Here is a 20,997-nt window from a genome sequence, read left to right as displayed (position 1 = left end):
CGTCAACCCTGTTTGGAGGCTGCCCCAAAGCCTCAAACTGTTCGCAAGGTCGGCACGACATCGTCGCACGCGCTGGCGGCGGGGTTTCGGATAAGGGTCGGTGGAGATGGATCGGATGTTCCGGATCAAGGTGCGCATGCGCCGCTTCAGGCGGCGGCATCCCCGCATCGCCTTCGCGATCCGCTCCTTCATGATCTTCTCGGCGACCTTCGGTGGCGCCTATGGTTTCGTCACCGGCAGCCGGGCCGAGAATTCCGGCTACGATCCCCACGCCTTTGCGATCGGCGCGAGCTTCCTGTTCGCGCTCGCCTGCCTCGGCCTTGCCACGCTGAGCATGCGCCTGCGCTTCGTCAACAAACGGATGCGCAAGCTCGCCGCGCATAACGAGGCGCTGATCGACCGCAATTGGGAGCTGAAGGAGGCCGAGGAGCGCGCGCGCAGTTTGTTCGAGCAGCAGGGCGATCTGATCGTGCTGCGCGACACCCAGGGCCGCATCACCTTCGCCAATGACGCCTATTGCGTGCTCGCGGGGCAGCCGCGCGGCGCGCTGGTCGGCACGCGGTTTGACTTTGACGTGCTGGAGCAGGGCGACAGCGCCCGCGAGAGCAGCGGCACGCGCGTCCACGACCAGAAGATCGCAACCCCGCTCGGCGCGCGCTGGATCGCCTGGCGCGAAGGCTATGTCCGGCTCGACGCCGGCCAGCCCGCCGAATTGCAGAGCGTCGGGCGCGACGTCACCGACCGCACCGAGAGCGAACGCGCGCTGTCGGACGCGCGCGACCAGGCCGATGCCGCCAACCGCGCCAAGTCGCGCTTCCTGGCGATGGCCTCGCACGAGATCCGCACGCCGCTGAACGGCATCATCGGCATGGGCGGCCTGTTGCTCGACACCAATCTGACGCCGGAGCAGACGACCTACGCCAGGGCAGTGAAGACATCGGGCGAAGCCTTGATGGCGCTGATCGAGGAGCTGCTCGACTATTCCAAGATCGAGGCCGGCAAGCTCGATCTCGAGCTTCGCCCGTTCGCGCTCTCGACCCTGATCGAGGAGATCACCGAGCTGCTGGCGCCGCGCGCGCAGGCAAAGCAGCTCGAGATCGCCGCCTATGTCGACGAGCGCCTGCCGCTGGAAGTGGTCGGCGACGCCGCACGGCTGCGTCAGGTGCTGCTCAACCTCGCCGGCAACGCCATCAAGTTCACGGCAAACGGCGGCGTCGCGCTGATCGTCGAGCCCGGCATCTGGCAGAATGAGATCAGTTTTCTGGTGCGCGACACCGGCATCGGCATCGCACCCGACGCGCAGCAGCGCATCTTCCGCGAATTCGAGCAGGCCGACGCGCGCGTCGCCCGCACCTATGGCGGCACCGGGCTTGGCCTCGCCATCAGCGAGCGCATCGTCAAGCGCATGGGCGGCCGCATCACGCTGACGAGCGAGCCGGGCAAGGGGGCGACCTTCGAGGTCGCGCTGCCGCTGGCGGCATCGCCGGGCGGCGCAGGACAGACGGCGTTTCCGAACCCTGACCTCACCGGCAAGTCGATCCTCCTGGTTGCCGACGGTATCGAGGCCTCGCTGATCGCGCGGCGCCTGGAACGCTGGGGCGGCCAGACCTGCATGACGTCCGATGCCTCGGTCGCGGAAGCGCTGCTGCCGGAGCGATCCTGGCACGCAATGCTGGTCGATCGCGCGATCGGCGCAGCCATCGCCGACCGGCTTGGCGGGCTGGCGCGCGCGCATGCGGCGCAGCGGCTGGTGCTGCTGACGTCGAGCTCGCGCCACGAGAAGTTTTCGGCTGATTTCACCGGCTTCCTGGTCAAGCCCTTACGCGCCGCCTCGCTCGCCGCACGGCTCGCGCTGACGCCCGAGGTCGCCTCGCCCGACCTCGCGCCGGAGCCGCCGGCCGACTCCACCGGCGCAGCCCCGGCAAGGGGCATGTCGATCCTCGTCGCCGAGGACAATGAGATCAACGCGCTGCTGATGCGCTCGCTGCTGACAAAACTCGGTCACCGCGTCGTCATCGCCGTCCATGGCGAGGCCGCGCTGGAATCCTGGCTCGCGGCATCATCGGCCGGCACGCCCTATGATCTCGTGCTGATGGACATCCAGATGCCGCAGCTCGACGGCATCGAGGCGACCAAACGCATCCGCGGCCACGAGGCTGCAACCAGCGGGCAGCACACGCCGATCCTCGCGCTCACCGCCAATACGCTGGTGGAAGATCGCTACGCTTGTTTCGAGGCCGGCATGAACGGATTTCTGATCAAGCCGCTCGATCGCGAGAAGCTGGAAGAGGCGCTGACCGGACTGGCGGCAGCGCGGCATCTGGCGGTGTAGCCACATCGAAGGTGCCGTAGGGTGGCAAAGCGAAGCGTGCCCACGCATCGTTCGACAACAGGCACAGAGCGTGGGCACGGCGCTTCGCGCCTTTGCCCACCCTACGGCACCGCGGCCTACGGCTACAGCACCGTCACAGCCGCCGCAGCGCCACGCTCTCCACGGTATGATCGGCGCCCTTCTTCAGGATCAGCGTCGCGCGGGGGCGGGTAGGCAAGATGTTGTCCTCGAGGTTGGCGAGGTTGGTGCGTTCCCAGATCGCGATCGCGGTCGCGGTGGCTTCCTCGTCCGACAGCAGCGCATAGCGGTTGAAGTAGGACTTTGGATTGGTGAACGCGGTGTCGCGCAGCGCCAGGAAGCGCTTGATGTACCACTGCCGCAGCGCCGCCTCGTCGGCGTCGATATAGACCGAGAAATCGAAGAAGTCGGAGACGACGGGCACCGCCTTGCCGTCGCGCGGCAGCTTGCCGGTCTGCAGCACGTTGACACCTTCGACGATCAAAATGTCGGGCTGGTCGACCTCGGCCCACTGGCCCGGCACGATGTCGTAGGTCAGATGCGAATAAACCGGCGCACGCACATGGCGGCGGCCGGACTTGATGTCGGAGAGGAAGCTCAAGAGCAGCGGCAGGTCGTAGCTCTCCGGAAAACCCTTCTTCTGCATGATGCCCTGCCGGTCGAGCACCGCGTTCGGATAGAGGAATCCGTCCGTGGTGATCAGCTCGACTTTCGGCCGCGGCGACCAGCGCGCCAGCAGCGCCTGGAGCACGCGGGCCGTGGTCGACTTTCCGACCGCGACCGAGCCGGCGACGCCGATGATATAGGGCACCTTGCGGTCGCGGATGTTGAGGAACTGGCGCTCGGCGTAATACAGCCGCTGCATCGCATCGACATAGATCGAGAGCAGGCGCGACAGCGGCAGGTAAATGTCCTCGACCTCCTGCAAGTCGAGGCGGTCGTGCAGGGAGCGCAGCCGGTCGAACTCGCCCGGCTCCAGCGTCATCGGCGTATCGTCACGCAGTCGCGCCCACTCTTCGCGCGAATAGACGCGGTAGGGGTTATACTGCTGCTCCGGTGCGCGGATATCCATGACGCGACCTCTCCACCTCGGCTAGTTGCCGCTCTTGCGCGACGCTTTCTCTTCCAACCCTGACATATTCGTACGCTTGTCCAGCGCCGCTTCCACCTCTTCCAGCTTTACGCCGCGGGACTTGAGCAGCACAAGGAAGTGATAGAGCAGGTCGGCACTTTCAGCGATCAGATGCGCGCGATCGTTTTCGACTGCTGCGATTACGGTTTCGACTGCTTCCTCACCGAACTTCTTGGCGCAATGCTCGGCGCCCTTGTCGAGGAGCTTACGGGTATAGGAGGCCTCGCCACCGGACGCCGCGCGGGCGTCGATGGTCTCGGCGAGATGATGGATCGTGAAACGCGCCATACAGAACACTCAATACACGTCCGGCTGAACGAGCCGGTCTCGCCCGCCTATGTAGCATTTTTATGAAGCGGAGTCGTCAGGCATCAAGGCGCATGGCTAGCCCGCGCCGGGCCATATGCTCCTTGGCTTCGCGGATGGTGAATTCCCCGAAGTGGAAGATCGAGGCGGCCAGCACCGCGGTGGCGTGGCCGTCGCGGATACCGTCGACGAGGTGGTCGAGATTGCCGACGCCACCCGAGGCGATCACGGGAACGGGAACGCTGTCGGCGATTGCCCGGGTCAGCGGGATGTCAAAGCCCTGCCTGGTGCCGTCGCGATCCATCGAGGTGAGCAGGATTTCGCCGGCACCGAGCGAGACCACTTCCTGGGCATATTCGATGGCATCGATGCCCGTGGAGTTGCGCCCGCCATGGGTAAAAATCTCCCAGCGGTCGCCGCCCGGGCGCTTCACCCGCTTGGCGTCGATCGCGACCACCACGCATTGCTCGCCGAACTTTTCGGCGGCTTCCTTGACGAACTCGCGGCGCGACACCGCGGCGCTGTTGATCGAGACCTTATCGGCGCCGGCGCGCAGCAGCGTCTTGATGTCGTTGACCTCGCGCACCCCGCCGCCGACGGTCACCGGCATGAAGCAGGCCTCGGCCGTGCGCCGGACCACGTCGAGCATGATACCGCGGTTCTCATGGGTCGCAGTGATGTCGAGGAAGGTGAGCTCGTCGGCGCCGGCGGCGTCATAGGCGATCGCGGCTTCGACGGGATCGCCGGCATCGCGCAGGTCGACGAAGTTGACGCCCTTGACGACGCGGCCGTCCTTGACGTCGAGGCAGGGGATGACGCGCACCTTGAACATGTGTCAGCTCCTGCGCGCGTCGCGGATCAAGGTGAGGGCGGCGGCAGGATCGAGCCGGCCGTCGTAAAGCGCGCGGCCGGCGATCGCGCCGGCGAGCTTTTTCGCGCGCGGCGTCAGCATGGCCTTGACGTCCTCGATCGAGGCGAGGCCGCCGGAGGCGATCACCGGAATCGAGATAGCGTCGGCAAGCGCGATGGTCGCATCCAGGTTCAGGCCCTTGAGCAGGCCGTCGCGCGCGATGTCGGTGAAGATGATGGCGGCGACGCCGGCATCCTCGAAACGCTTTGCGATCTCCAGCACCGTCACTTGCGAGGTCTCGGCCCAGCCTTCGACCGCGACCTTGCCGTCGCGGGCGTCCAGCCCGACCGCGACGCGGCTGGGGAATTTCTTCGCAGCAGACTTCACCAGCTCGGGATCGCGCACCGCGGCGGTGCCGATGATGACGCGGGTGATGCCCTTGTCGAGCCAGGCTTCGACGGTCTTGAGATCGCGAATGCCGCCACCGAGCTGCACCGGAATCTTGATCGTCTTCAGCATCGCCTCGACGGCCTCGGCATTCACCGGCTTGCCGGCAAACGCACCGTCGAGATCGACGACGTGGAGATACTCAAAACCCTGCTCGGCAAAGCTCTGCGCCTGCGCGGCAGGATTGAGGTTGAACACGGTCGCGCGCGCCATGTCGCCTTGCTCGAGGCGCACGCATTGGCCGTTCTTGAGGTCGATCGCGGGAAAGAGAATCACGGTTTCCATCGCAAGAAATTCGAGATCAGGGCCAGACCAAAACGCTGGCTCTTCTCGGGGTGAAACTGCGTGCCGACCGCGGTGTCCTTGGCGACGATCGCGGTGACAGGTCCGCCATAATCGGCGCGCGCGAGCACGTCCGCCTCGCTGGCGGGATTGAGGTGGTAGGAGTGCACGAAATAAGCATGCTGGCCCTTGGGGCCGAGCGGCAGCTTGTTCAGCACCGGATGCTCGCGCAACACCTCGAGCGTATTCCAGCCCATGTGCGGGATCTTCAGGTTTTCATCGCGCGGCGTGATCTTCTCGACGTCGCCGCCGATCCAGTTCAGGCCTTCGGTGATGACATGCTCCTTGCCGCGGCTCGCCATCAGCTGCATGCCAACGCAGATGCCGAAGAACGGCCGCGCCTTGACGCGGACCGCCTCGGTGATCGCCTCAACCATGCCGTTGACGGCATCGAGCCCGCGCCGGCAATCGGCGAAGGCGCCGACGCCCGGCAGCACCAGACGGTCAGCCTCATAGGCCTGATCGGGATCGCTGGTGACGAAAACCTTTTGCGGATTTTCCAGGCTGCGCGCGGCGCGCTCGAAGGCCTTCGCGGCGGAATGCAGATTCCCGGAACCGTAATCGATGATGGCGACGCTCATCTTGACCCTCCCGGTTCTGGAAACAAACCAATGATGCCGCCGGCCGGAATCGGCGGCGGGTTCGAGAATTGCTGGCCCGGCACGCTGCGGGTCGGCGGCGGGCCGCCGCGATCGACCGCCCATTGATCGTTGACGATGCCGTGCTGCTTCTGGCTCCAGCGCTCGAAGAAGCGGCGCTCGGCGGTGTCCTCGTCGTCGGCAATCACGACGTCGAGCTGCCGCCATTTGCCGCGCGACAACGTCCAGCGACGCAGGCTCGAGGCCTCAAAACCCATCAAGAGCGCGACGATGAGATCTGAGAAGAAGATCGACGAACGTCCGACACCGAGGCTGGACAGGCCGGCGTTGAATGCGGCCACGAAAATCAGATAGCCGATCAGCGCCAGCCAAAGCCGGTTCCACAGCAGCCAGAACGGGCCGAAGATCATCGCCCAGAAATGAAAGCCGTCGCGCACGAACACGAACTTGTCGGTCGCGCGCAGATCGGCTCCGGCAGGAGAGGGAGCATGAACTGTGTAGACAGGCATGGCGATGCCCCGTGCTCGAGAATTGAGTAGAAAGCGCAAGCGGCGCATGCCGCCGGCCGGAAGACGTCAGCCGCCGAGCGAGCCCTTGGTGGACGGGATCTCGCCCGCAGCCTTCGGATCGATCGCGACCGCGGTGCGCAGCGCCCGCGCGAGACCCTTGAAGCAGGACTCGGCGATATGGTGGCTGTTATCGCCATATAGGGTCTCGACGTGGAGAGTCACGCCGGCGTTGATGGCGAAGGCCTGGAACCACTCGCGCACCAGCTCGGTGTCGAACTCGCCGATCTTGTCGCGGGGGAAGTCGGCCTTGAACACCAGGAACGGGCGGCCCGAGATGTCGATGACCACGCGCGACAGCGTCTCGTCCATGGGCATGTGCACGCCGGCATAGCGGGTGATGCCCGCCATGTTGCCGAGCGCCTGCTTGACCGCCTGGCCGAGCGCGATGCCGGTGTCTTCGGTGGTATGGTGATAATCAATGTGCAGGTCGCCGACCGCCTTGACCGTGAGGTCGATGCGGGAATGGCGGGCGAGGAGATCGAGCATATGGTCGAAAAAGCCGATGCCGGTCGCGATATTGGCCACGCCGGTGCCATCGAGGTTCACGGAGACCTCGATGTCGGTTTCCTTGGTCTTGCGCTTGATCGTCGCGGTGCGCATGGAAAATCGGTTTCCACGTTGGTTTTGAGCATGATCTTGTCGGAAAACCGGTAGCCACTTTTCCGGATCATGCTCTTTGAGCCGAAAACGCCAGTCTCTTAACAGCCAAATGACGCCTTCGCTACTGCGGGAACGGCTGGCGGGGCCTCTACTTCTGCCTATGGTGAGCGAAATTCGGCCCGGAACGGCCCGTTGTGCGCCTGTTGTCCCTTGGCTCCCGACCCCCTAAATCAGCCCGGACAACGAGGATTACGATGCAGGATTCCCAGAACAGCTCGCCGGGCTGGCACGGCACCACGATTTTGACGGTCCGCAAGGGCGGCAAGGTGGTGGTCGGAGGCGACGGCCAGGTCTCGATCGGCCAGACCGTGATCAAGTCCAACGCCAAAAAGGTCCGCAAGCTCGGCAAGGGCGACGTCATCGGCGGCTTTGCCGGCGCCACGGCCGACGCCTTCACCCTGTTTGAGCGGCTGGAGAGCAAGCTCGAGCAATATCCGGGGCAATTGACCCGGGCCGCCGTGGAGCTGGCCAAGGATTGGCGCACCGACCGTTACCTCAGGCGGCTGGAGGCCATGATGATCGTGGCCGACAAGGACGTCTCCCTGGTGCTGACCGGCACCGGCGACGTGCTCGAGCCCGAGGCCGGCGTGATGGCGATCGGCTCCGGCGGCAACTATGCCCTGGCGGCAGCGCGGGCCCTGATCGACACCGACAAGGACGCCGAGACCATCGTCCGCCGCTCCCTCGACATCGCCGCCGACATCTGCGTCTACACCAACCGTAATCTGACCATCGAGAGCCTGGCGACCGGGTAGAGCTTGCCCGTGATTGGACGGCGGAGCTCAGGAGCCGTTGTAGCCTCTCCCGCTTGCGGGAGAGGTTGGCGCGTAGCGCCGGGTGAGGGCTCTCTCCACCCAGGGAGTGTCCCGATGCTGAGATACCCTCTCCCCAACCCTCTCCCGCAAGCGGGAGAGGGGGCGAAGCACCGTTGTGGCGGCTAGATGAGCCTCTCCTACACTTTCCGCCCGATGAGACCAGCCGACCTGCCGCTGATCCGGCGGTGGCTGAGGGAGGCGCATGTGCGGGAATGGTGGGGCGATCCGGACGAGCAGTTTACGCTCGTCAGCGGCGACCTCGATGAGCCCGCCATGGACCAGTTCATCGTGTTGGCTGACGACAAGCCGTTCGGCTATCTTCAGTGCTACCGCCTGACCGCCTGGAATACGGGCTTCGGGCCGCAGCCGGAGGGCACGCGTGGGATCGACCAGTTCATCGGCGAAGGCGACATGGTCGGGCGCGGCCACGGCTCGGCGTTCATCCGCCAATTTGTCGATGATTGCTTCCGGCACGGCCTGCCGCGCATGGTCACTGACCCCGATCCGCTCAACGCGCGCGCGCTGCGCGCTTACGAGAAGGCAGGTTTCGTCCGCGACCACATGGTCGACACGCCCGACGGGACGGCGCAGCTGATGGTGCGCGAGCCATGACGCTAGTCCACGCGCGCGCGAGTAGGGCCGCAGTCTCGCCGCTCGCCTGGGCCGGGATCGCGCTGTCGCTGCTGGCGCTGCAGGCCGCGGTGCTGTTCGCGATGGGGCGTGTGCCGATCTGCACCTGCGGCTATGTCAAGCTCTGGCACGGCGTGGTGAACAGCTCGGAGAATTCGCAGCACATTGCCGACTGGTACAGTTTCTCGCACGTCCTGCACGGCTTCCTGTTCTATGGCCTGACCTGGCTGCTGTTCGCGCGGCTGCCGCTGCTACGCCTCTCCTGGCCCGCCCGGCTGATCATCGCCATGCTGATCGAAGGCGCCTGGGAGATCGTCGAGAATTCGCCGTTCATCATCGAGCGTTACCGCGCCGGCACGATCTCGCTGGATTATTACGGCGACAGCATCGTGAATTCGGTCTCTGACACGCTGTTCATGATGCTCGGGTTCCTCGCCGCGCGTGTGCTCCCCATATCTGTGACCGTCCTCACCGGGCTCGCCTTCGAAATCATGCTGGCGCTCCACATTCGCGATAATCTGACGCTCAATATATTGATGCTGATCCATCCGATCGAGGCCGTGAAGCAATGGCAATCGGGCCCGCCCATCATCTGACCTAAAATGCGGCTTGTCCTTGGCCGCCTCCAGCCCTAGCTAAGCAGACATGACAGACTTCTCCCCCCGCGAAATCGTATCCGAACTCGACCGTTTCATCGTCGGCCAGACCGACGCCAAGCGCGCCGTCTCGATCGCGCTGCGCAACCGCTGGCGGCGGCAGCAGCTTGAAGGCTCGCTGCGCGAGGAGGTGCTGCCGAAGAACATTTTGATGATCGGACCCACCGGCGTCGGCAAGACGGAGATCGCGCGGCGGCTCGCCAAGCTTGCGAATGCGCCGTTCCTGAAGGTGGAAGCGACGAAGTTCACCGAGGTCGGCTATGTCGGCCGCGACGTCGAGCAGATCATCCGCGATCTCGTCGAGGTGGCGATCGCCCAGGTCCGCGAGCGCAAGCGCAAGGACGTGCAGGCGCGCGCGCAGCTCGCCGCCGAGGAGCGCGTGCTAGACGCGCTGGTCGGCGCCAACTCAAGCTCGGCGACGCGCGAATCCTTCCGCAAGAAGCTGCGCGCCGGCGAGCTCAACGACAAGGAAATCGAGATCGAGACGCAATCGTCCGGCAGCGGCATGCCGATGTTCGAGATCCCCGGCATGCCGGGCGCGCAGATGGGCGCGATCTCGATCGGCGACATCTTTGGCAAGCTCGGCGGCCGTCCCAAGACGCGGCGGCTGACAGTGGAAGGCTCGCACGAGATCCTCGTCAACGAGGAATCCGACAAGCTGCTCGATTCCGATCAGCTGACGCTGGAAGCGATCAGCGCCGTCGAGAACAACGGCATCGTGTTCCTCGACGAGATCGACAAGATCTGTGCGCGCGAAGGCCGCGCCGCCGGCGACGTCTCGCGCGAGGGCGTGCAGCGCGATCTGTTGCCGCTGATCGAAGGCACCACGGTCTCGACCAAGCACGGCGCGGTCAAGACCGACCACATCCTGTTCATTGCCTCCGGCGCCTTCCACGTCGCAAAGCCGTCGGACCTCTTGCCGGAATTGCAGGGCCGGCTGCCGATCCGCGTCGAGTTGCAGGCGCTGACCCGCGACGACATGCGCCGCATCCTGACCGAGCCCGAGGCCTCGCTGATCAAACAATATGTCGCCCTGATGCAGACTGAGGGCGTCACGCTCGACATCACCGACAGCGCCGTCGACGCGCTCGCCGACGTCGCGGTCGCCGTCAACTCCACCGTCGAGAATATCGGCGCGCGGCGGCTCCAGACCGTGATGGAGCGGGTGCTGGACGAGATCTCCTTCACTGCCCCCGACCGCAGCGGCGAGACCGTCAAGGTCGACGCCGATTTCGTGCAGAAGCACGTCGGCGACCTCGCCAAGAACGCGGATCTGAGCCGGTTTATTTTGTAGTTCGCGAGAGATCGGCTATCTATTCCGCCGTCGTCCCCGCCAACGCGGGGACCCATAACCACCAGCGGTCCTTATTGAAACAGATGGCGGCTCCGATTCCGGCACACACGACCTCCTGTGGTTATGGGTCCCGGGTCGCGCTTCGCTTGCCCGGGACGACAGCGGAGATAGATCGCGCCAGCTCAGGTGCGGCGTGATCGCTGACATCCAGAAAAATCCCTGGCGCGTGCTGCTCGCGATCAACGCGGCGGTCATCGTCGGCGTGTTCATTCACAAGATCCTGCTGCCGCCTTACGTCCCCTACATCCACCTCCTCGTCGACTACCATTTCGGCTTCATCAAGCGCGCGCTGATCGGGGCGATCGTCGCGCTGTTCACGGACAAGGTGCCGGTGTGGCTCGTGTTCGCCATCTCAGGCGCGGCGTGGCTGGTGACGCTGGGGCTGTTCCTCAGGCTCTTCCAGAAGACGTTCGGCTTCTCCAATAAGACGCTGCCGCTGTTCGTCCTGATCGCGGGCTCGCCGTACTTCCTGAAGAACTTCATGCACACGCTCGGCCATTTCGACATCTATGGCTGCGTGTTCGCGCTCATCCTGCTGCTGATGCCGGCCGGCTCGCTGCTGTTCGTCGCGACAGCCACGCTGTTCGCGATCATCCTGGTGCTGATCCACCACATCCATCTGCTGATGTATGTGCCGACCATCATCACCATCGTCGGAATCAAGCACTATCTCGTGCACGGCATCACCAGAACGAATATCGCATTCGGTTTTGTGGCGCTGCTGTGCGTGAGCACGCTGTTCCTCGCTGCGCAGTTCCTGGGAACGATGCCGATCCCCGAGGCGGATTTCCTGGCCTATCTGAAGAGCCGCATGGCCGATCCGTCCCGCACCAGCCTGCTCCAGTTCAGCTACATCTGGTACCAGCCGCTGTCGAAGGAGGTGTCCGACACCTGGAAATGGCTGCCGCACAACAGTCTCGGCCTGCCCGTGTTCGCGCTGCTGCTCTGGCTGCACACGCCACTGTGGCGCTATTTCGCCGACCTGATCGCCGCGCTCGCGAACGAGCTGCACCGGCGCTTGGTCATCGCGGCGCTGCTCGGCATCAGCCTCGCCTATCTCATCATGTTCGCGATGGTGTTCGATTATTCGCGCTGGATGTCGAACTGGGCGGTCTGCATGTTCCTGATCCTGCACGCGGTGAAGACGCTGCCCGCCGCGCGCGAAACCGCGTTGATCCCGTCGGACGACAAGAGGACCAACATCTTCGGCCTGGTCCTCACCCTGATCCCGCGCGTCGGAATCGTCCGGCCGTTCTAGCGGATTTAAAATCTCGCCCGCCTGATCCGCACATACAGCGCACCCTCGCCGCCGTGGCCGATTGCGGCCTCCTCGAAGCCGACGACGAAGGCGCGGAATTCCGGCAGGCTCAGCCACTCCGGCACTTGCCGTCGCAGCACGCCGCTTTCGCCGCCGCTGCGGCCCTTGCCGGTGATGACGAGCACGAAGGTCAGGCCGTCATGATGGGCGCGGTGCAGGAATCCGGTGAGGGCACGATGGGCGCGCATCTGGGTCATGCCGTGCAGGTCGAGCCGCGCCTCGATCTCGCTGCGGCCACGCGACAGTTTTGTGCGCTCGCGCTTGCCGAGCGGCGCCAGCGGCGGCATCGCCGGTTTTGCCACGCGCGGCGCGGGCGCAGCCGCAACCGGCCGCGGTGACGACGCAGGTCGCATAGCCGGCGCGGCGGGCGAAGACTCCGCGCGCTGCCCGGCCGGCGGCTTTGGCGCGCGATGCTTGCGCAGCGGCTTGACGTGCTTGGCGACGAGGTCCCACAGCTCGCGCTCCTCCTCGCTCAGCGCGCGGCGGCGCGGCGAGGGACGAGGCTCCAGCACGGGCGGACGGGACGATCGCTTCATTGCTGCCGATGGGACCGATTCTTCACCGGCCGCCGCGGCTCGGCAGCGGGCTCGATCACGGGACGTGGCACCGGTAGCGGGACCGGGCCGGCGGTAGCGACCGTCTCGCTTTTATCCGGCGTTGCGACCGCGGCAGGCGTGCCCTTGGCCAGATCCTTCGTGGGCCCGGTTTGCGGAAACAGCCTTGCGATCTTCTCCGACGGCCTGGGATCCGGCACCGGCAGCCGGGCGGCCCGCGCCGCGGGATCGATGCCCTTCGGCACCAGCATGACAAAGTGCATGGGATGGCGGAGCCGCCCGGAAACGCGACCGGCCTCCTGGCCGGCACCAAAGTAGAGATCGGCGCGCGCAGGGCCGATGATGGCCGAGCCGGTGTCCTGCGCGATCATCAACCGATGGAACGGTGTCTTGGACCGTTCGGAATCGATCGGCAGCTCGCCCTCGATAAAGAACGGCGTGCCGTAGACATGCAGCGACTTGTCGACCGCGATCGAGCGGCCGGCGGTGAGCGGAATGCCTTGCGCGCCGACCGCCTCGTCCTTGTCGGAGAGATTGACCTCGCGGAAGAAGATGTAGGAACGGTTCTGGCGCCGCAGCTCCTTGGCGCCGTCAGGGTTCTGCGCCATCCACTCCCTGATCTTCTGCATCGACATCTCTTCCTTCGGAATGATGCCGCGCTCGATCAGGATGCGACCGACGGCGGTGTAGGGATAGCCGTTATAGGCGTCGTAGTTGAGCCGGACGGTGCCGCCGTCGTCGAACTTGATCCGCGCCGAGCCCTGGATCTGGGCGAACAAGAGATCGGTCGGATCCTTCAGCCAGGCGATCTCGAGCCCGCGGCCGGCGATCTTGCCGTCCTCGATCTCACCGCGATCGTAATAGGGCACGAGCTTGCGGCGGCCGATCTTGCGGTACACCGGCCCCTTGTTGGGCAAGCTCACCGAATCCTGCTTGTAGCCGCGCACGAACAGGTTTGACGGGCGGCGATAGACCGGCACGTTGAAGACGTCAGTCTGCGTGCGCGATCCCTCCAGCACCGGCTCGTAATAGCCGGTGACGAAACCGTCGGGCTCGCCAAGGCGGGAGATGCGCAGCGGCGCGAAATTCTGCTCGAAGAAGGCTTTTGCTTTCGCGTCGTCGCTGAGGTCGAGCGATTTGGCGGCGCGGCAGGGCTCGTTCAGCGAGGCGCCGAGCGCTTTCGGCTCAGCCGCACCCGACTGTGCATTGATAGACTTGCAGCTCGCGCGAAAGGTCTTGTAGGCGGCGAGATGGTCGTCCTCGCTCCAGCCCTTCACGTCGGCCCAGGCCAGCGGCAGGTATTGCGCGCCTGATATCTCGAATGGCAAGGGAAGCTGCGGATAGGGCAAGGCCCGCGGAGGGTGGGCAGCCAATTCCGGGAGATGATGGTGATGACTGCGATAGTGGCGGCGGGCCGCCTCGGCGCCGAGCGAAAACGACGATAGCGCGACGACACCTGCGCAGAGCGCCGTCGCGCTATTCTTCAGAAGGGTCTTAATTCGCGCTTCCGGTGCCAACCAGCTTCCAGTTCGGATCGCGAGAGGTGGTGTCGCGGGCGAAAGTCCAGATGTCGGTGATGTCGGCCACCGTGTCGGCGCTGCCGTCGACGATGGTGCCGGTCTTGTCGCGGGTCGCCGAGATCATCTGCGAGACGAAGCGCACGGTGAGCTGGGCGGTACGGTCGCGCAGCTCGGCGCCGACGAGCTCGGCCTTGTCGATCGAGACGAAGCGCGTCTCGGTCTTCTGCTCGTTCTTCTCGCGCTCCTTGATCGCGGCGTCGAAGCTCTCATAGACCTCCGACGACAACAGGTCGCGCAGCGCGCGGCGGTCGCCATTGGCAAAGGCCAGCACGATCATCTCGTAGGCGCCGCGCGCGCCCGAGATGAAATGGCGCGGGTCGAAGGTGGAATCCTTCTCGACGATGGCGTCGAGCCCCTGGGCGAGCGGGGTGCCCGGCTCGGCGAGGCCCTTCCAGCGATCGGAGGGCGGGGCCGGCTCGGTCGCCGGCGCCAGCGGGGCCTGGTCGATCACCTTGCCCGGCATGGTCACGACGTTCTTGTCCTGGGCGCCCTGAAGCGCGTTGCGGTCGAACGGCGGCGGCCGCTCGTTGCCCGTGCGCTGCCCCAGCACGCTGCGCAGCCTCAGGAAGATAAAGACCGCCAGCGCCAGGAAGATGATGGTGTAGATGTCCACGTCGTATTCGCTTTCTGGTCTTATCGAGAAGGGTCTTCGGGATCGTTGCCGGGAAAATCAATCCGGCCAGTAGACCGTTCCATACGGGAACGGCAAGTCTACATCACCATTTTAGGTCCACGTCAGGTCCGTGGGATGTAGGCACGGAATCTTGCCCGGCCAATGGCGCCTTTTGGCACAGCCGCGAGTGTAGCGCGTTTTATCCTTAAGGGGAAACCCGATCGTGCCCGGAAATCGCGCATCTTCAATCATTTAAGGCGTAATTTCGCCAAAAGGCCGGGCCGAGCGTCACAGTTGTGGGCGCGGCCCCGGATACCTCATCCGGCACCGTTCGTCCTTGTGGAACGAGGCGGCCCTATGTTAGCCAACCGCCGCGAAATTCAGCCCCAATCGGGTAAGGAGAGACTTTCATGACCAACGGTAACGGCACCCCTCCCGAGGCGGCCCAGGCTCCCCAGCTCAACGTGCTGGCGCAGTATACCAAGGACCTGTCGTTCGAAAATCCGAACGCGCCCAGCTCGCTCCAGCAGCAGAGCCAGCCGCCCCAGATCAACATCCAGATCAATGTCAGCGCCAACAATCTCAGCGAAACCGAATTCGAGGTGACGCTGTCGGTCGACGGCAAGGCCGAGACCGCGGGCAAGATCATGTTCTCGTTCGAGCTCGCCTATGCCGGCGTGTTCCGCGTCGCCAACGTGCCGAAGGAGAACCTGCATCCGCTGGTCATGATCGAGTGCCCGCGCCTGCTGTTCCCGTTCGCACGCGAGATCATCGCGACCGCCGTGCGCGACGGCGGCTTCCCGCCCCTGATGCTGGACCCGGTCGATTTCGTCGGCCTCTACCGCCAGAACATGGAGCGGCAAATGGCCGCCCAGGGCGGTCAGCCCGGCCAAGCCTGATCAGCAAGCCTGATCGGCGAGCCTAACCGGCAGCGACGGCGGCTGGAGCGGCGAGGTACTCGTTCCAGATCGCCTTCTCGCCGAGGGTTGCGATGAAGGCCTTGTGCGCCTCGCGCTCGGCGTCTGAAACCCGCGGCGCAAGCGGCACCAGCCGCTGCCGCCGCGGCGCATCGCCGGTTGTGCCGACGCGAATCTCCTCGGCGTCCGACGCCAGCAGCAGCTGCGACTGCCGTGCCCCGACCAGATCGACATAGACTTCGGCCAGAAGCTCGGCGTCGAGCAGCGCGCCGTGCTTGGTGCGGTGCGAGTTGTCGATCGAATAGCGCGAGCAGAGATCGTCGAGCCGGTTCGACACGCCGGGATGCTTGCGTCGCGCCAGCAGCAGCGTATCGACCAGCCGCTCGCGCGGGATCGCCACACGCTTGATGCGGTCGAGCTCGGCATTGATGAAGCTGATGTCGAACGAGGCGTTGTGGATCACCAGCGGCGCATCGCCGATGAACTCCAGAAACGCGTCGACCACCTCGTGGAACAGCGGCTTGGTCGACAGGAATTCGGCCGACAGCCCGTGTACCGCAAAGGCTTCCGCCGGCATGTCCCGCTCGGGATTGATATAGACGTGATACGTCTGTCCCGTCGGCATGCGGTTGAAAATCTCGACGCAGCCGATTTCGACCAGGCGATCGCCGCGGAGCGGATCAAGGCCGGTGGTTTCGGTGTCGAGAACGATTTCGCGCATGATCTTGAGGAAGCCGGGTGGGTCGACGAATCAGGTCCGCCGCTGCGGCATCTTAACGACCTCGGCCAGGATGTGCGCGATTTGCGCCCGCACGGGTTCAAGTCCGTGTGACGTATCCACCACGAAATCGGCGCGCCTGCGCTTTTCGGCGTCGGGTGTCTGCTTGGCGATGATGGCGTCGAGCTTGGCCTCGTCCATCGTGCCGCGCGCCAGCACCCGCTCGCGCTGAAGTTCCGGCGAGGTCGAGACCACGACCACGGCATCGACACGTTTTTCGCCGCCGGTCTCGAACAGCAGCGGGATATCGAGAACCACGACCGGCGCCTTGGCCGCTTCGGCATCGGCAAAGAATTTTTGCCGGGAGGCGCCGAGCATCGGATGAACGATCTGCTCGAGCTGCTTGATCGCGGCGGGATCGTGCACGACGCGCGCGGACAGTTTGGGCCGGTCGACCTTGCCGTTCACGGTGGTGCCGGGGAAGGCGGCCTCGATCGCGGGAGCAGCCTCACCTTCATAGAGCTGGTGGACGGCGGCATCGGCGTCGTAGACGGGCACGCCGGCCTCCGCGAACAATTTTGCGGTGGTGGATTTGCCCATCCCGATCGAGCCGGTCAGTCCGAGGATACGCATCAGCGCCGAGCCATTCCTGTTCACTCACACCGCAACTAGCCGTTCGCGCCGCAGGAACGCAAGCAGCGGCAACAGCGGCAGGCCGAGAATGGTGAAATGGTCACCCTCGATGCGCTCGAACAGGTGCACGCCCAGGCCTTCGAGCTGATAGGCGCCGACGCTGGTTGTGACCACCTCGCCGGCGGCGTCGAGATAGGCGGACAGTTCAGCATCGGTCATCGACCGCATGGTCATGCGGGCGACCGAGACATCCTCAAAGACGATCTTGCCGTCATGCGCTACGGCCACGGCGGAATTCAGCTCATGGCTGTTGCCGGCGAGATCGCGCAGTTGCGCCAGCGCCTGGGCGCGGCCGGCGGGCTTGTTGAAGAGGCGATCGCCAAGCGCCAGCGTCTGGTCGGCGCCGATCACGTAGCTTCCCGGATGATGAGCCGAGACCGCCTTCGCCTTCTCGCGCGCCAGCAGCAGGCCGATCTCGCGCGGGCTGGAAAGTTTTGACGCAGCCTGTATGCCGCGCTCGTCGATGTCAGCGGTGAGGGCCTTGAACTCGAGCCCGGCATTGGCCAGCAGCAACTTTCGCGCGCTGCTTTGCGAGGCCAGAATCAACGGAGTTTTGCCGCGCCAGAGAGCCATTATTCCGACGGCCGGTTGCGCTGACGATCGCTGTAGAGCTTCATGATCGCCGCCGCGGTTTCCTCGATCGAGCGGCGCGTGACGTCCAGCAGCGGCCAATCATGCTTGGCGCTGAGCTTGCGCGCAAACGCGACCTCCTCGGTGACCGACTGTCTGTCGGTGTAGGTGTCGCTGCCGGAGTCGGCGCCGAGTGAGAGCAGGCGGTTCTGACGGATCTGGATCAGGCGTTCCGGCGTTGCGTGCAGGCTGACGACCAGCGGCCGTGTCAGCTTCTCCAATTGCTCGGGCACCGGGATGCCGGGAACCAGCGGCACGTTGGCGGTGCGGATGCCGCGATTGGCGAGGTAAATCGACGTCGGCGTCTTCGAGGTGCGGGACACGCCGACCAGCACCACGTCGGCATCGTCGAGGCCTTCGACATGCTGGCCGTCGTCATGAATCATCGTGTAGTTCAGCGCGTCGATGCGCTTGAAATATTCCGCATTCAGGACGTGCTGGGCGCCGACGCGGCCCGTCGTCGCAGCACCGAGATAAGCTTCGAACAGCTGCATCACCGGGCCGATGATCGACAGGCTAGGAACATTGATCCCCTTGCACTTGTCCTCGAGCCTCGAGACGAGGTCCTTCTCGAGCAGCGTGAACAGCACGATCCCCGGCGCCTCCTCGATCTCGTCGAGCACGCGGTCGAGCTGCTTCTGGCTGCGCACCAGCGGATAGACATGCTCGACCGGGGTCACGTTGGCGTATTGGGCGGCGACGGCGCGCGCCACGGTGATCAGCGTCTCACCGGTCGAGTCGGAAACGAGATGCAGATGGAAATAATTGTTCGAGGTCGGCACAAAAACCCTTTGAATTTCGTTGGGGCGGTTTGTGGATTTCTGTGGAGCTTAACCGCTCGGAAAGGGATGCGCGACACCAGGGGCGGGACAAGTGCCAATTTTCTTCACACCGCTGCCCATCAGAACAAGTCCGGCGCCCTCGCGGCAGGAAAACGGGATTGCGCGGACAACTCCCTTGATAAGCTGCCGACGGAAGCGTGCAAGCCTTTGAAGCTGGGCGACTTATCGGAAGTCGCCGGAGCTTGCCGGGATATGTTGATGGATGTGAACAAGCGCGCGCGAACCGGCGGACGGCGTTGCGTGAGTCCAATCCACGGTCACTCAGACTCAAACCTTTAAGAATCTAAGATTCTAGATTTGAGGAAGGCGCTACGGACGGATATGTGTGCAGGGGAAGACCTTAACGAGTTCTTACTATCCCCAGCCTTCCCTAGGCTGGGCGGGAATCCGGGCGCAGAGCATGTTCGAAGACGTCTATCTCTGGATCAAGGCGCTGCATGTGATCGCCGTCATCTCCTGGATGGCGGGCATGCTCTATCTGCCGCGGCTGTTCGTCTATCACTGCGAGGCCGAGATCGGCTCGAAGCAGTCCGAGACGTTCAAGATCATGGAACGCCGGCTGCTCAAGGCGATCATCAATCCCGCCATGATGGTGACCTGGCTCGCCGGCCTCTATCTGGCCTGGTCCGGCCACTGGTTCACCTTCGGCTGGCTGCACGTAAAACTGGCACTGGTGCTGGCGATGTCCGCGGTCCACGGCTTTTTTTCCCGCTGGGTGAAGGACTTCGCTGCCGACCGGCGCCCGCGCAGCCAGAAATTCTATCGAATTATCAATGAGGTGCCGACCGTCCTGATGATTGTCATCGTCATCATGGTAATCGTGAAGCCGTTCTAGGCAGCCCGCGCGACGTTTCGCTCAGCGCTTCGTCTTGCAGAGCCGAAAGCGATTTTCTATATTATCGCCATCCCACCCAACGCAGGCGGATGTGGTTGTGTCTGAGCTTTCCAGAGGCCGGACACCGCATCAGGTTTGAAGCCTCACCGGCACTCTCCTTGCCAGACCTGCGGACCTTACCTTCTCACGTCCGCATTTCAGAGCCTCCTCGCACCCCCTCTCCCCAGGTTACCCCACAGGACCACCCCAATGCGGGAAATTAAACTCCAGGACCTCAAGTCGAAGACGCCGGCCGAGCTCGTCTCGTTCGCGGAAGAGAATGGGGTCGAGAACGCCAGCACCATGCGCAAGCAGGAGCTGCTCTTCGCCATCCTCAAGCAGCTTTCGCTCGCCGAGACCGATATCGTCGGCGAAGGCGTCGTCGAGGTTCTTTCCGACGGCTTCGGCTTCCTCCGTTCGCCCGACGCGAATTATCTTCCGGGCCCTGACGACATCTACGTTTCGCCCTCGCAGATCCGCCGTTTCGGCCTGCGCACGGGCGACACCATCGAAGGCCACATCCGCAGCCCGAAAGAGGGCGAGCGCTACTTCGCGTTGCTGAAGGTCAACACGCTCAATTTCGAGGACCCGGAAAAGGCCAAGCACAAGGTCAATTTCGATAATCTCACCCCGCTGTTTCCGAATCAGCGTTTCCGCATGGAGATCGACGATCCGACGCGGAAAGACCTGTCTGCACGTGTGATCGACATCGTGGCCCCAATCGGCAAGGGCCAGCGCGCACTGATCGTGGCGCCGCCGCGCACCGGTAAAACCGTGCTGATGCAGAACATCGCGCACTCGATCACGCACAATCATCCCGAATGCTATCTGATCGTGCTCTTGATCGACGAGCGTCCGGAAGAAGTCACGGACATGCAGCGTTCGGTGAAGGGCGAGGTCGTGTCGTCGACCTTCGACGAGCCGGCGGTGCGTCACGTCCAGGTCGCCGAGATGGTGATCGAGAAAGCAAAGCGCCTGGTCGAGCATGGCCGCGACGTCGTGATCCTGCTCGATTCGATCACGCGCCTCGGCCGTGCCTACAACACCGTGGTGCCGTCATCCGGCAAGGTGCTGACCGGCGGCGTCGACGCCAACGCGCTGCAGCGTCCGAAGCGCTTCTTCGGTGCCGCCCGCAACATCGAGGAGGGCGGCTCGCTGACCATCATTGCGACCGCGCTGGTCGATACCGGCAGCCGCATGGACGAAGTCATCTTCGAAGAGTTCAAGGGCACCGGTAACTCGGAACTGATCCTGGACCGCAAGGTCTCGGACAAGCGCACCTTCCCGGCGATCGACATCTCGCGCTCCGGCACCCGCAAGGAGGAGCTCATCACCGATCCGCAGGTGCTCAAGAAGATGTACGTCCTCCGCCGCATCCTCAATCCGATGGGCACGATGGACGCGATCGACTTCCTGCTCGACAAGCTGCGCTCAACCAAGAGCAATTCGGAGTTCTTCGACTCCATGAACACCTGAGTGCAGTGCAGCAAAAGATCAGAGGGCGCCTTTGGGCGCCCTTTTTGTTTGTGCGGTCTTGCTGCGCAAAAA

At 64.3% G+C, this 20,997-nt stretch carries 23 protein-coding genes; 9 read left to right on the top strand and 14 right to left on the bottom strand.

The window, feature by feature from the left end:
- The first annotated feature begins 106 nt into the window (after positions 1–106).
- Positions 107–2,332, top strand: coding sequence for a PAS domain-containing hybrid sensor histidine kinase/response regulator (locus tag BRAGE_RS0138880; protein WP_027561666.1), 2,226 nt, complete (start codon positions 107–109; stop codon positions 2,330–2,332).
- Positions 2,333–2,465: 133 nt separating this feature from the next.
- On the opposite strand, the gene coaA is transcribed toward BRAGE_RS0138880, so the two are convergent.
- The 7 genes from coaA to hisB all read right to left on the bottom strand — a co-directional run bounded on the left by coaA (position 2,466) and on the right by hisB (position 7,195).
- Positions 2,466–3,422, bottom strand: a complete 957-nt coding sequence (coaA, locus tag BRAGE_RS0138875) for a type I pantothenate kinase (RefSeq protein ID WP_027561667.1) — start codon at positions 3,420–3,422, stop codon at positions 2,466–2,468.
- Between the two features lie 21 nt (positions 3,423–3,443).
- Entirely contained in the window at positions 3,444–3,770 is a 327-nt protein-coding gene (locus BRAGE_RS0138870; protein ID WP_027561668.1) for a phosphoribosyl-ATP diphosphatase, read from the bottom strand.
- Between the two features lie 76 nt (positions 3,771–3,846).
- Complete coding sequence (gene hisF / locus BRAGE_RS0138865) at positions 3,847–4,620, bottom strand: imidazole glycerol phosphate synthase subunit HisF (RefSeq protein ID WP_027561669.1); 774 nt, start codon at positions 4,618–4,620, stop codon at positions 3,847–3,849.
- Between the two features lie 3 nt (positions 4,621–4,623).
- Entirely contained in the window at positions 4,624–5,361 is a 738-nt protein-coding gene (gene hisA / locus BRAGE_RS0138860; protein ID WP_027561670.1) for a 1-(5-phosphoribosyl)-5-[(5-phosphoribosylamino)methylideneamino]imidazole-4-carboxamide isomerase, read from the bottom strand.
- Positions 5,358–6,008, bottom strand: coding sequence for an imidazole glycerol phosphate synthase subunit HisH (gene hisH, locus BRAGE_RS0138855; protein WP_027561671.1), 651 nt, complete (start codon positions 6,006–6,008; stop codon positions 5,358–5,360). Before hisH ends, hisA begins: the two co-directional genes overlap by 4 nt.
- Positions 6,005–6,535: a DUF2628 domain-containing protein gene (locus tag BRAGE_RS0138850; RefSeq protein ID WP_027561672.1), complete on the bottom strand. Its 531-nt coding sequence runs from the start codon at positions 6,533–6,535 to the stop codon at positions 6,005–6,007. The genes hisH and BRAGE_RS0138850 overlap by 4 nt, the downstream gene beginning before the upstream one ends.
- A 66-nt stretch (positions 6,536–6,601) precedes the next feature.
- Positions 6,602–7,195, bottom strand: coding sequence for an imidazoleglycerol-phosphate dehydratase HisB (gene hisB, locus BRAGE_RS0138845; RefSeq protein ID WP_027561673.1), 594 nt, complete (start codon positions 7,193–7,195; stop codon positions 6,602–6,604).
- Positions 7,196–7,449: 254 nt separating this feature from the next.
- Between hisB and hslV the strand changes: the two genes are divergently transcribed.
- The 5 genes from hslV (at position 7,450) to BRAGE_RS0138820 (ending at position 11,968) form a co-directional block, all read left to right on the top strand.
- The gene (gene hslV, locus BRAGE_RS0138840) at positions 7,450–8,010 is read left to right on the top strand and encodes an ATP-dependent protease subunit HslV (RefSeq protein WP_027561674.1); all 561 of its coding nucleotides are present in this window, start codon (positions 7,450–7,452) and stop codon (positions 8,008–8,010) included.
- Between the two features lie 186 nt (positions 8,011–8,196).
- The gene (locus BRAGE_RS0138835; protein ID WP_027561675.1) at positions 8,197–8,682 is read left to right on the top strand and encodes a GNAT family N-acetyltransferase; all 486 of its coding nucleotides are present in this window, start codon (positions 8,197–8,199) and stop codon (positions 8,680–8,682) included.
- Positions 8,679–9,296, top strand: a complete 618-nt coding sequence (locus BRAGE_RS0138830; protein ID WP_027561676.1) for a DUF2585 domain-containing protein — start codon at positions 8,679–8,681, stop codon at positions 9,294–9,296. The genes BRAGE_RS0138835 and BRAGE_RS0138830 overlap by 4 nt, the downstream gene beginning before the upstream one ends.
- A gap of 49 nt (positions 9,297–9,345) precedes the next feature.
- A complete protein-coding gene (hslU, locus tag BRAGE_RS0138825) occupies positions 9,346–10,650 on the top strand; it encodes an ATP-dependent protease ATPase subunit HslU (RefSeq protein ID WP_027561677.1) in 1,305 nt (434 codons plus the stop codon).
- 193 nt (positions 10,651–10,843) lie between these two features.
- Complete coding sequence (locus BRAGE_RS0138820; RefSeq protein ID WP_027561678.1) at positions 10,844–11,968, top strand: hypothetical protein; 1,125 nt, start codon at positions 10,844–10,846, stop codon at positions 11,966–11,968.
- A gap of 5 nt (positions 11,969–11,973) precedes the next feature.
- On the opposite strand, the gene BRAGE_RS0138815 is transcribed toward BRAGE_RS0138820, so the two are convergent.
- Genes BRAGE_RS0138815 through BRAGE_RS0138805 form a run of 3 tightly spaced genes read right to left on the bottom strand, consistent with a single transcriptional unit; the run spans position 11,974 to position 14,775 of the window.
- Positions 11,974–12,564: a Smr/MutS family protein gene (locus BRAGE_RS0138815; RefSeq protein ID WP_027561679.1), complete on the bottom strand. Its 591-nt coding sequence runs from the start codon at positions 12,562–12,564 to the stop codon at positions 11,974–11,976.
- Positions 12,561–14,099, bottom strand: a complete 1,539-nt coding sequence (gene mltA, locus BRAGE_RS0138810) for a murein transglycosylase A (RefSeq protein ID WP_027561680.1) — start codon at positions 14,097–14,099, stop codon at positions 12,561–12,563. Before mltA ends, BRAGE_RS0138815 begins: the two co-directional genes overlap by 4 nt.
- Positions 14,077–14,775 carry a Tim44/TimA family putative adaptor protein gene (locus BRAGE_RS0138805; RefSeq protein ID WP_027561681.1) on the bottom strand — a complete coding sequence of 233 codons (699 nt, stop codon included), beginning with the start codon at positions 14,773–14,775 and terminating at the stop codon, positions 14,077–14,079. Before BRAGE_RS0138805 ends, mltA begins: the two co-directional genes overlap by 23 nt.
- Positions 14,776–15,185: 410 nt before the next feature.
- Between BRAGE_RS0138805 and secB the strand changes: the two genes are divergently transcribed.
- Positions 15,186–15,674, top strand: coding sequence for a protein-export chaperone SecB (gene secB / locus BRAGE_RS0138800; RefSeq protein WP_027561682.1), 489 nt, complete (start codon positions 15,186–15,188; stop codon positions 15,672–15,674).
- Positions 15,675–15,696: 22 nt separating this feature from the next.
- On the opposite strand, the gene dnaQ is transcribed toward secB, so the two are convergent.
- Genes dnaQ through BRAGE_RS0138780 form a run of 4 tightly spaced genes read right to left on the bottom strand, consistent with a single transcriptional unit; the run spans position 15,697 to position 18,515 of the window.
- Positions 15,697–16,413: a DNA polymerase III subunit epsilon gene (dnaQ, locus tag BRAGE_RS0138795; RefSeq protein WP_027561683.1), complete on the bottom strand. Its 717-nt coding sequence runs from the start codon at positions 16,411–16,413 to the stop codon at positions 15,697–15,699.
- A 30-nt stretch (positions 16,414–16,443) separates the two neighbouring features.
- The gene (coaE, locus tag BRAGE_RS0138790) at positions 16,444–17,043 is read right to left on the bottom strand and encodes a dephospho-CoA kinase (protein WP_027561684.1); all 600 of its coding nucleotides are present in this window, start codon (positions 17,041–17,043) and stop codon (positions 16,444–16,446) included.
- A 24-nt stretch (positions 17,044–17,067) separates the two neighbouring features.
- Complete coding sequence (locus BRAGE_RS0138785) at positions 17,068–17,676, bottom strand: Maf family nucleotide pyrophosphatase (protein ID WP_027561685.1); 609 nt, start codon at positions 17,674–17,676, stop codon at positions 17,068–17,070.
- On the bottom strand, positions 17,676–18,515 hold the full coding sequence (locus BRAGE_RS0138780) for a pyruvate, water dikinase regulatory protein (RefSeq protein WP_027561686.1): 840 nt from the start codon (positions 18,513–18,515) through the stop codon (positions 17,676–17,678). The genes BRAGE_RS0138785 and BRAGE_RS0138780 overlap by 1 nt, the downstream gene beginning before the upstream one ends.
- 460 nt (positions 18,516–18,975) lie before the next feature.
- Between BRAGE_RS0138780 and hemJ the strand changes: the two genes are divergently transcribed.
- Positions 18,976–19,410, top strand: coding sequence for a protoporphyrinogen oxidase HemJ (hemJ, locus tag BRAGE_RS0138775; protein ID WP_027561687.1), 435 nt, complete (start codon positions 18,976–18,978; stop codon positions 19,408–19,410).
- Positions 19,411–19,659: 249 nt separating this feature from the next.
- Positions 19,660–20,925, top strand: coding sequence for a transcription termination factor Rho (gene rho, locus BRAGE_RS0138770; protein WP_011083462.1), 1,266 nt, complete (start codon positions 19,660–19,662; stop codon positions 20,923–20,925).
- Positions 20,926–20,997: the final 72 nt, after the last annotated feature.

The organism is Bradyrhizobium genosp. SA-4 str. CB756 (genome assembly GCF_000473125.1).
GTDB lineage: Bacteria > Pseudomonadota > Alphaproteobacteria > Rhizobiales > Xanthobacteraceae > Bradyrhizobium > Bradyrhizobium arachidis.
The sequence above is the reverse complement of the archived record's forward strand: the minus strand, read 5'-3'. Positions and strand labels throughout refer to the sequence as shown.

Excerpts from the sequence above, each read along its gene's own strand:
- BRAGE_RS0138815 (WP_027561679.1), bottom strand. The coding sequence starts at position 12,564 with ATGAAGCGATCGTCCCGTCCGCCCGTGCTGGAGCCTCGTCCCTCGCCG.
- hisB (WP_027561673.1), bottom strand. The coding sequence starts at position 7,195 with ATGCGCACCGCGACGATCAAGCGCAAGACCAAGGAAACCGACATCGAG.
- hslU (WP_027561677.1), top strand. The coding sequence starts at position 9,346 with ATGACAGACTTCTCCCCCCGCGAAATCGTATCCGAACTCGACCGTTTC.
- BRAGE_RS0138785 (WP_027561685.1), bottom strand. The coding sequence starts at position 17,676 with ATGGCTCTCTGGCGCGGCAAAACTCCGTTGATTCTGGCCTCGCAAAGC.
- hslV (WP_027561674.1), top strand. The coding sequence starts at position 7,450 with ATGCAGGATTCCCAGAACAGCTCGCCGGGCTGGCACGGCACCACGATT.
- BRAGE_RS0138870 (WP_027561668.1), bottom strand. The coding sequence starts at position 3,770 with ATGGCGCGTTTCACGATCCATCATCTCGCCGAGACCATCGACGCCCGC.
- hisF (WP_027561669.1), bottom strand. The coding sequence starts at position 4,620 with ATGTTCAAGGTGCGCGTCATCCCCTGCCTCGACGTCAAGGACGGCCGC.
- BRAGE_RS0138835 (WP_027561675.1), top strand. The coding sequence starts at position 8,197 with ATGAGCCTCTCCTACACTTTCCGCCCGATGAGACCAGCCGACCTGCCG.
- hisH (WP_027561671.1), bottom strand. The coding sequence starts at position 6,008 with ATGAGCGTCGCCATCATCGATTACGGTTCCGGGAATCTGCATTCCGCC.
- secB (WP_027561682.1), top strand. The coding sequence starts at position 15,186 with ATGACCAACGGTAACGGCACCCCTCCCGAGGCGGCCCAGGCTCCCCAG.
- dnaQ (WP_027561683.1), bottom strand. The coding sequence starts at position 16,413 with ATGCGCGAAATCGTTCTCGACACCGAAACCACCGGCCTTGATCCGCTC.
- rho (WP_011083462.1), top strand. The coding sequence starts at position 19,660 with ATGCGGGAAATTAAACTCCAGGACCTCAAGTCGAAGACGCCGGCCGAG.
- coaE (WP_027561684.1), bottom strand. The coding sequence starts at position 17,043 with ATGCGTATCCTCGGACTGACCGGCTCGATCGGGATGGGCAAATCCACC.
- BRAGE_RS0138830 (WP_027561676.1), top strand. The coding sequence starts at position 8,679 with ATGACGCTAGTCCACGCGCGCGCGAGTAGGGCCGCAGTCTCGCCGCTC.
- hemJ (WP_027561687.1), top strand. The coding sequence starts at position 18,976 with ATGTTCGAAGACGTCTATCTCTGGATCAAGGCGCTGCATGTGATCGCC.
- BRAGE_RS0138880 (WP_027561666.1), top strand. The coding sequence starts at position 107 with ATGGATCGGATGTTCCGGATCAAGGTGCGCATGCGCCGCTTCAGGCGG.
- BRAGE_RS0138850 (WP_027561672.1), bottom strand. The coding sequence starts at position 6,535 with ATGCCTGTCTACACAGTTCATGCTCCCTCTCCTGCCGGAGCCGATCTG.
- coaA (WP_027561667.1), bottom strand. The coding sequence starts at position 3,422 with ATGGATATCCGCGCACCGGAGCAGCAGTATAACCCCTACCGCGTCTAT.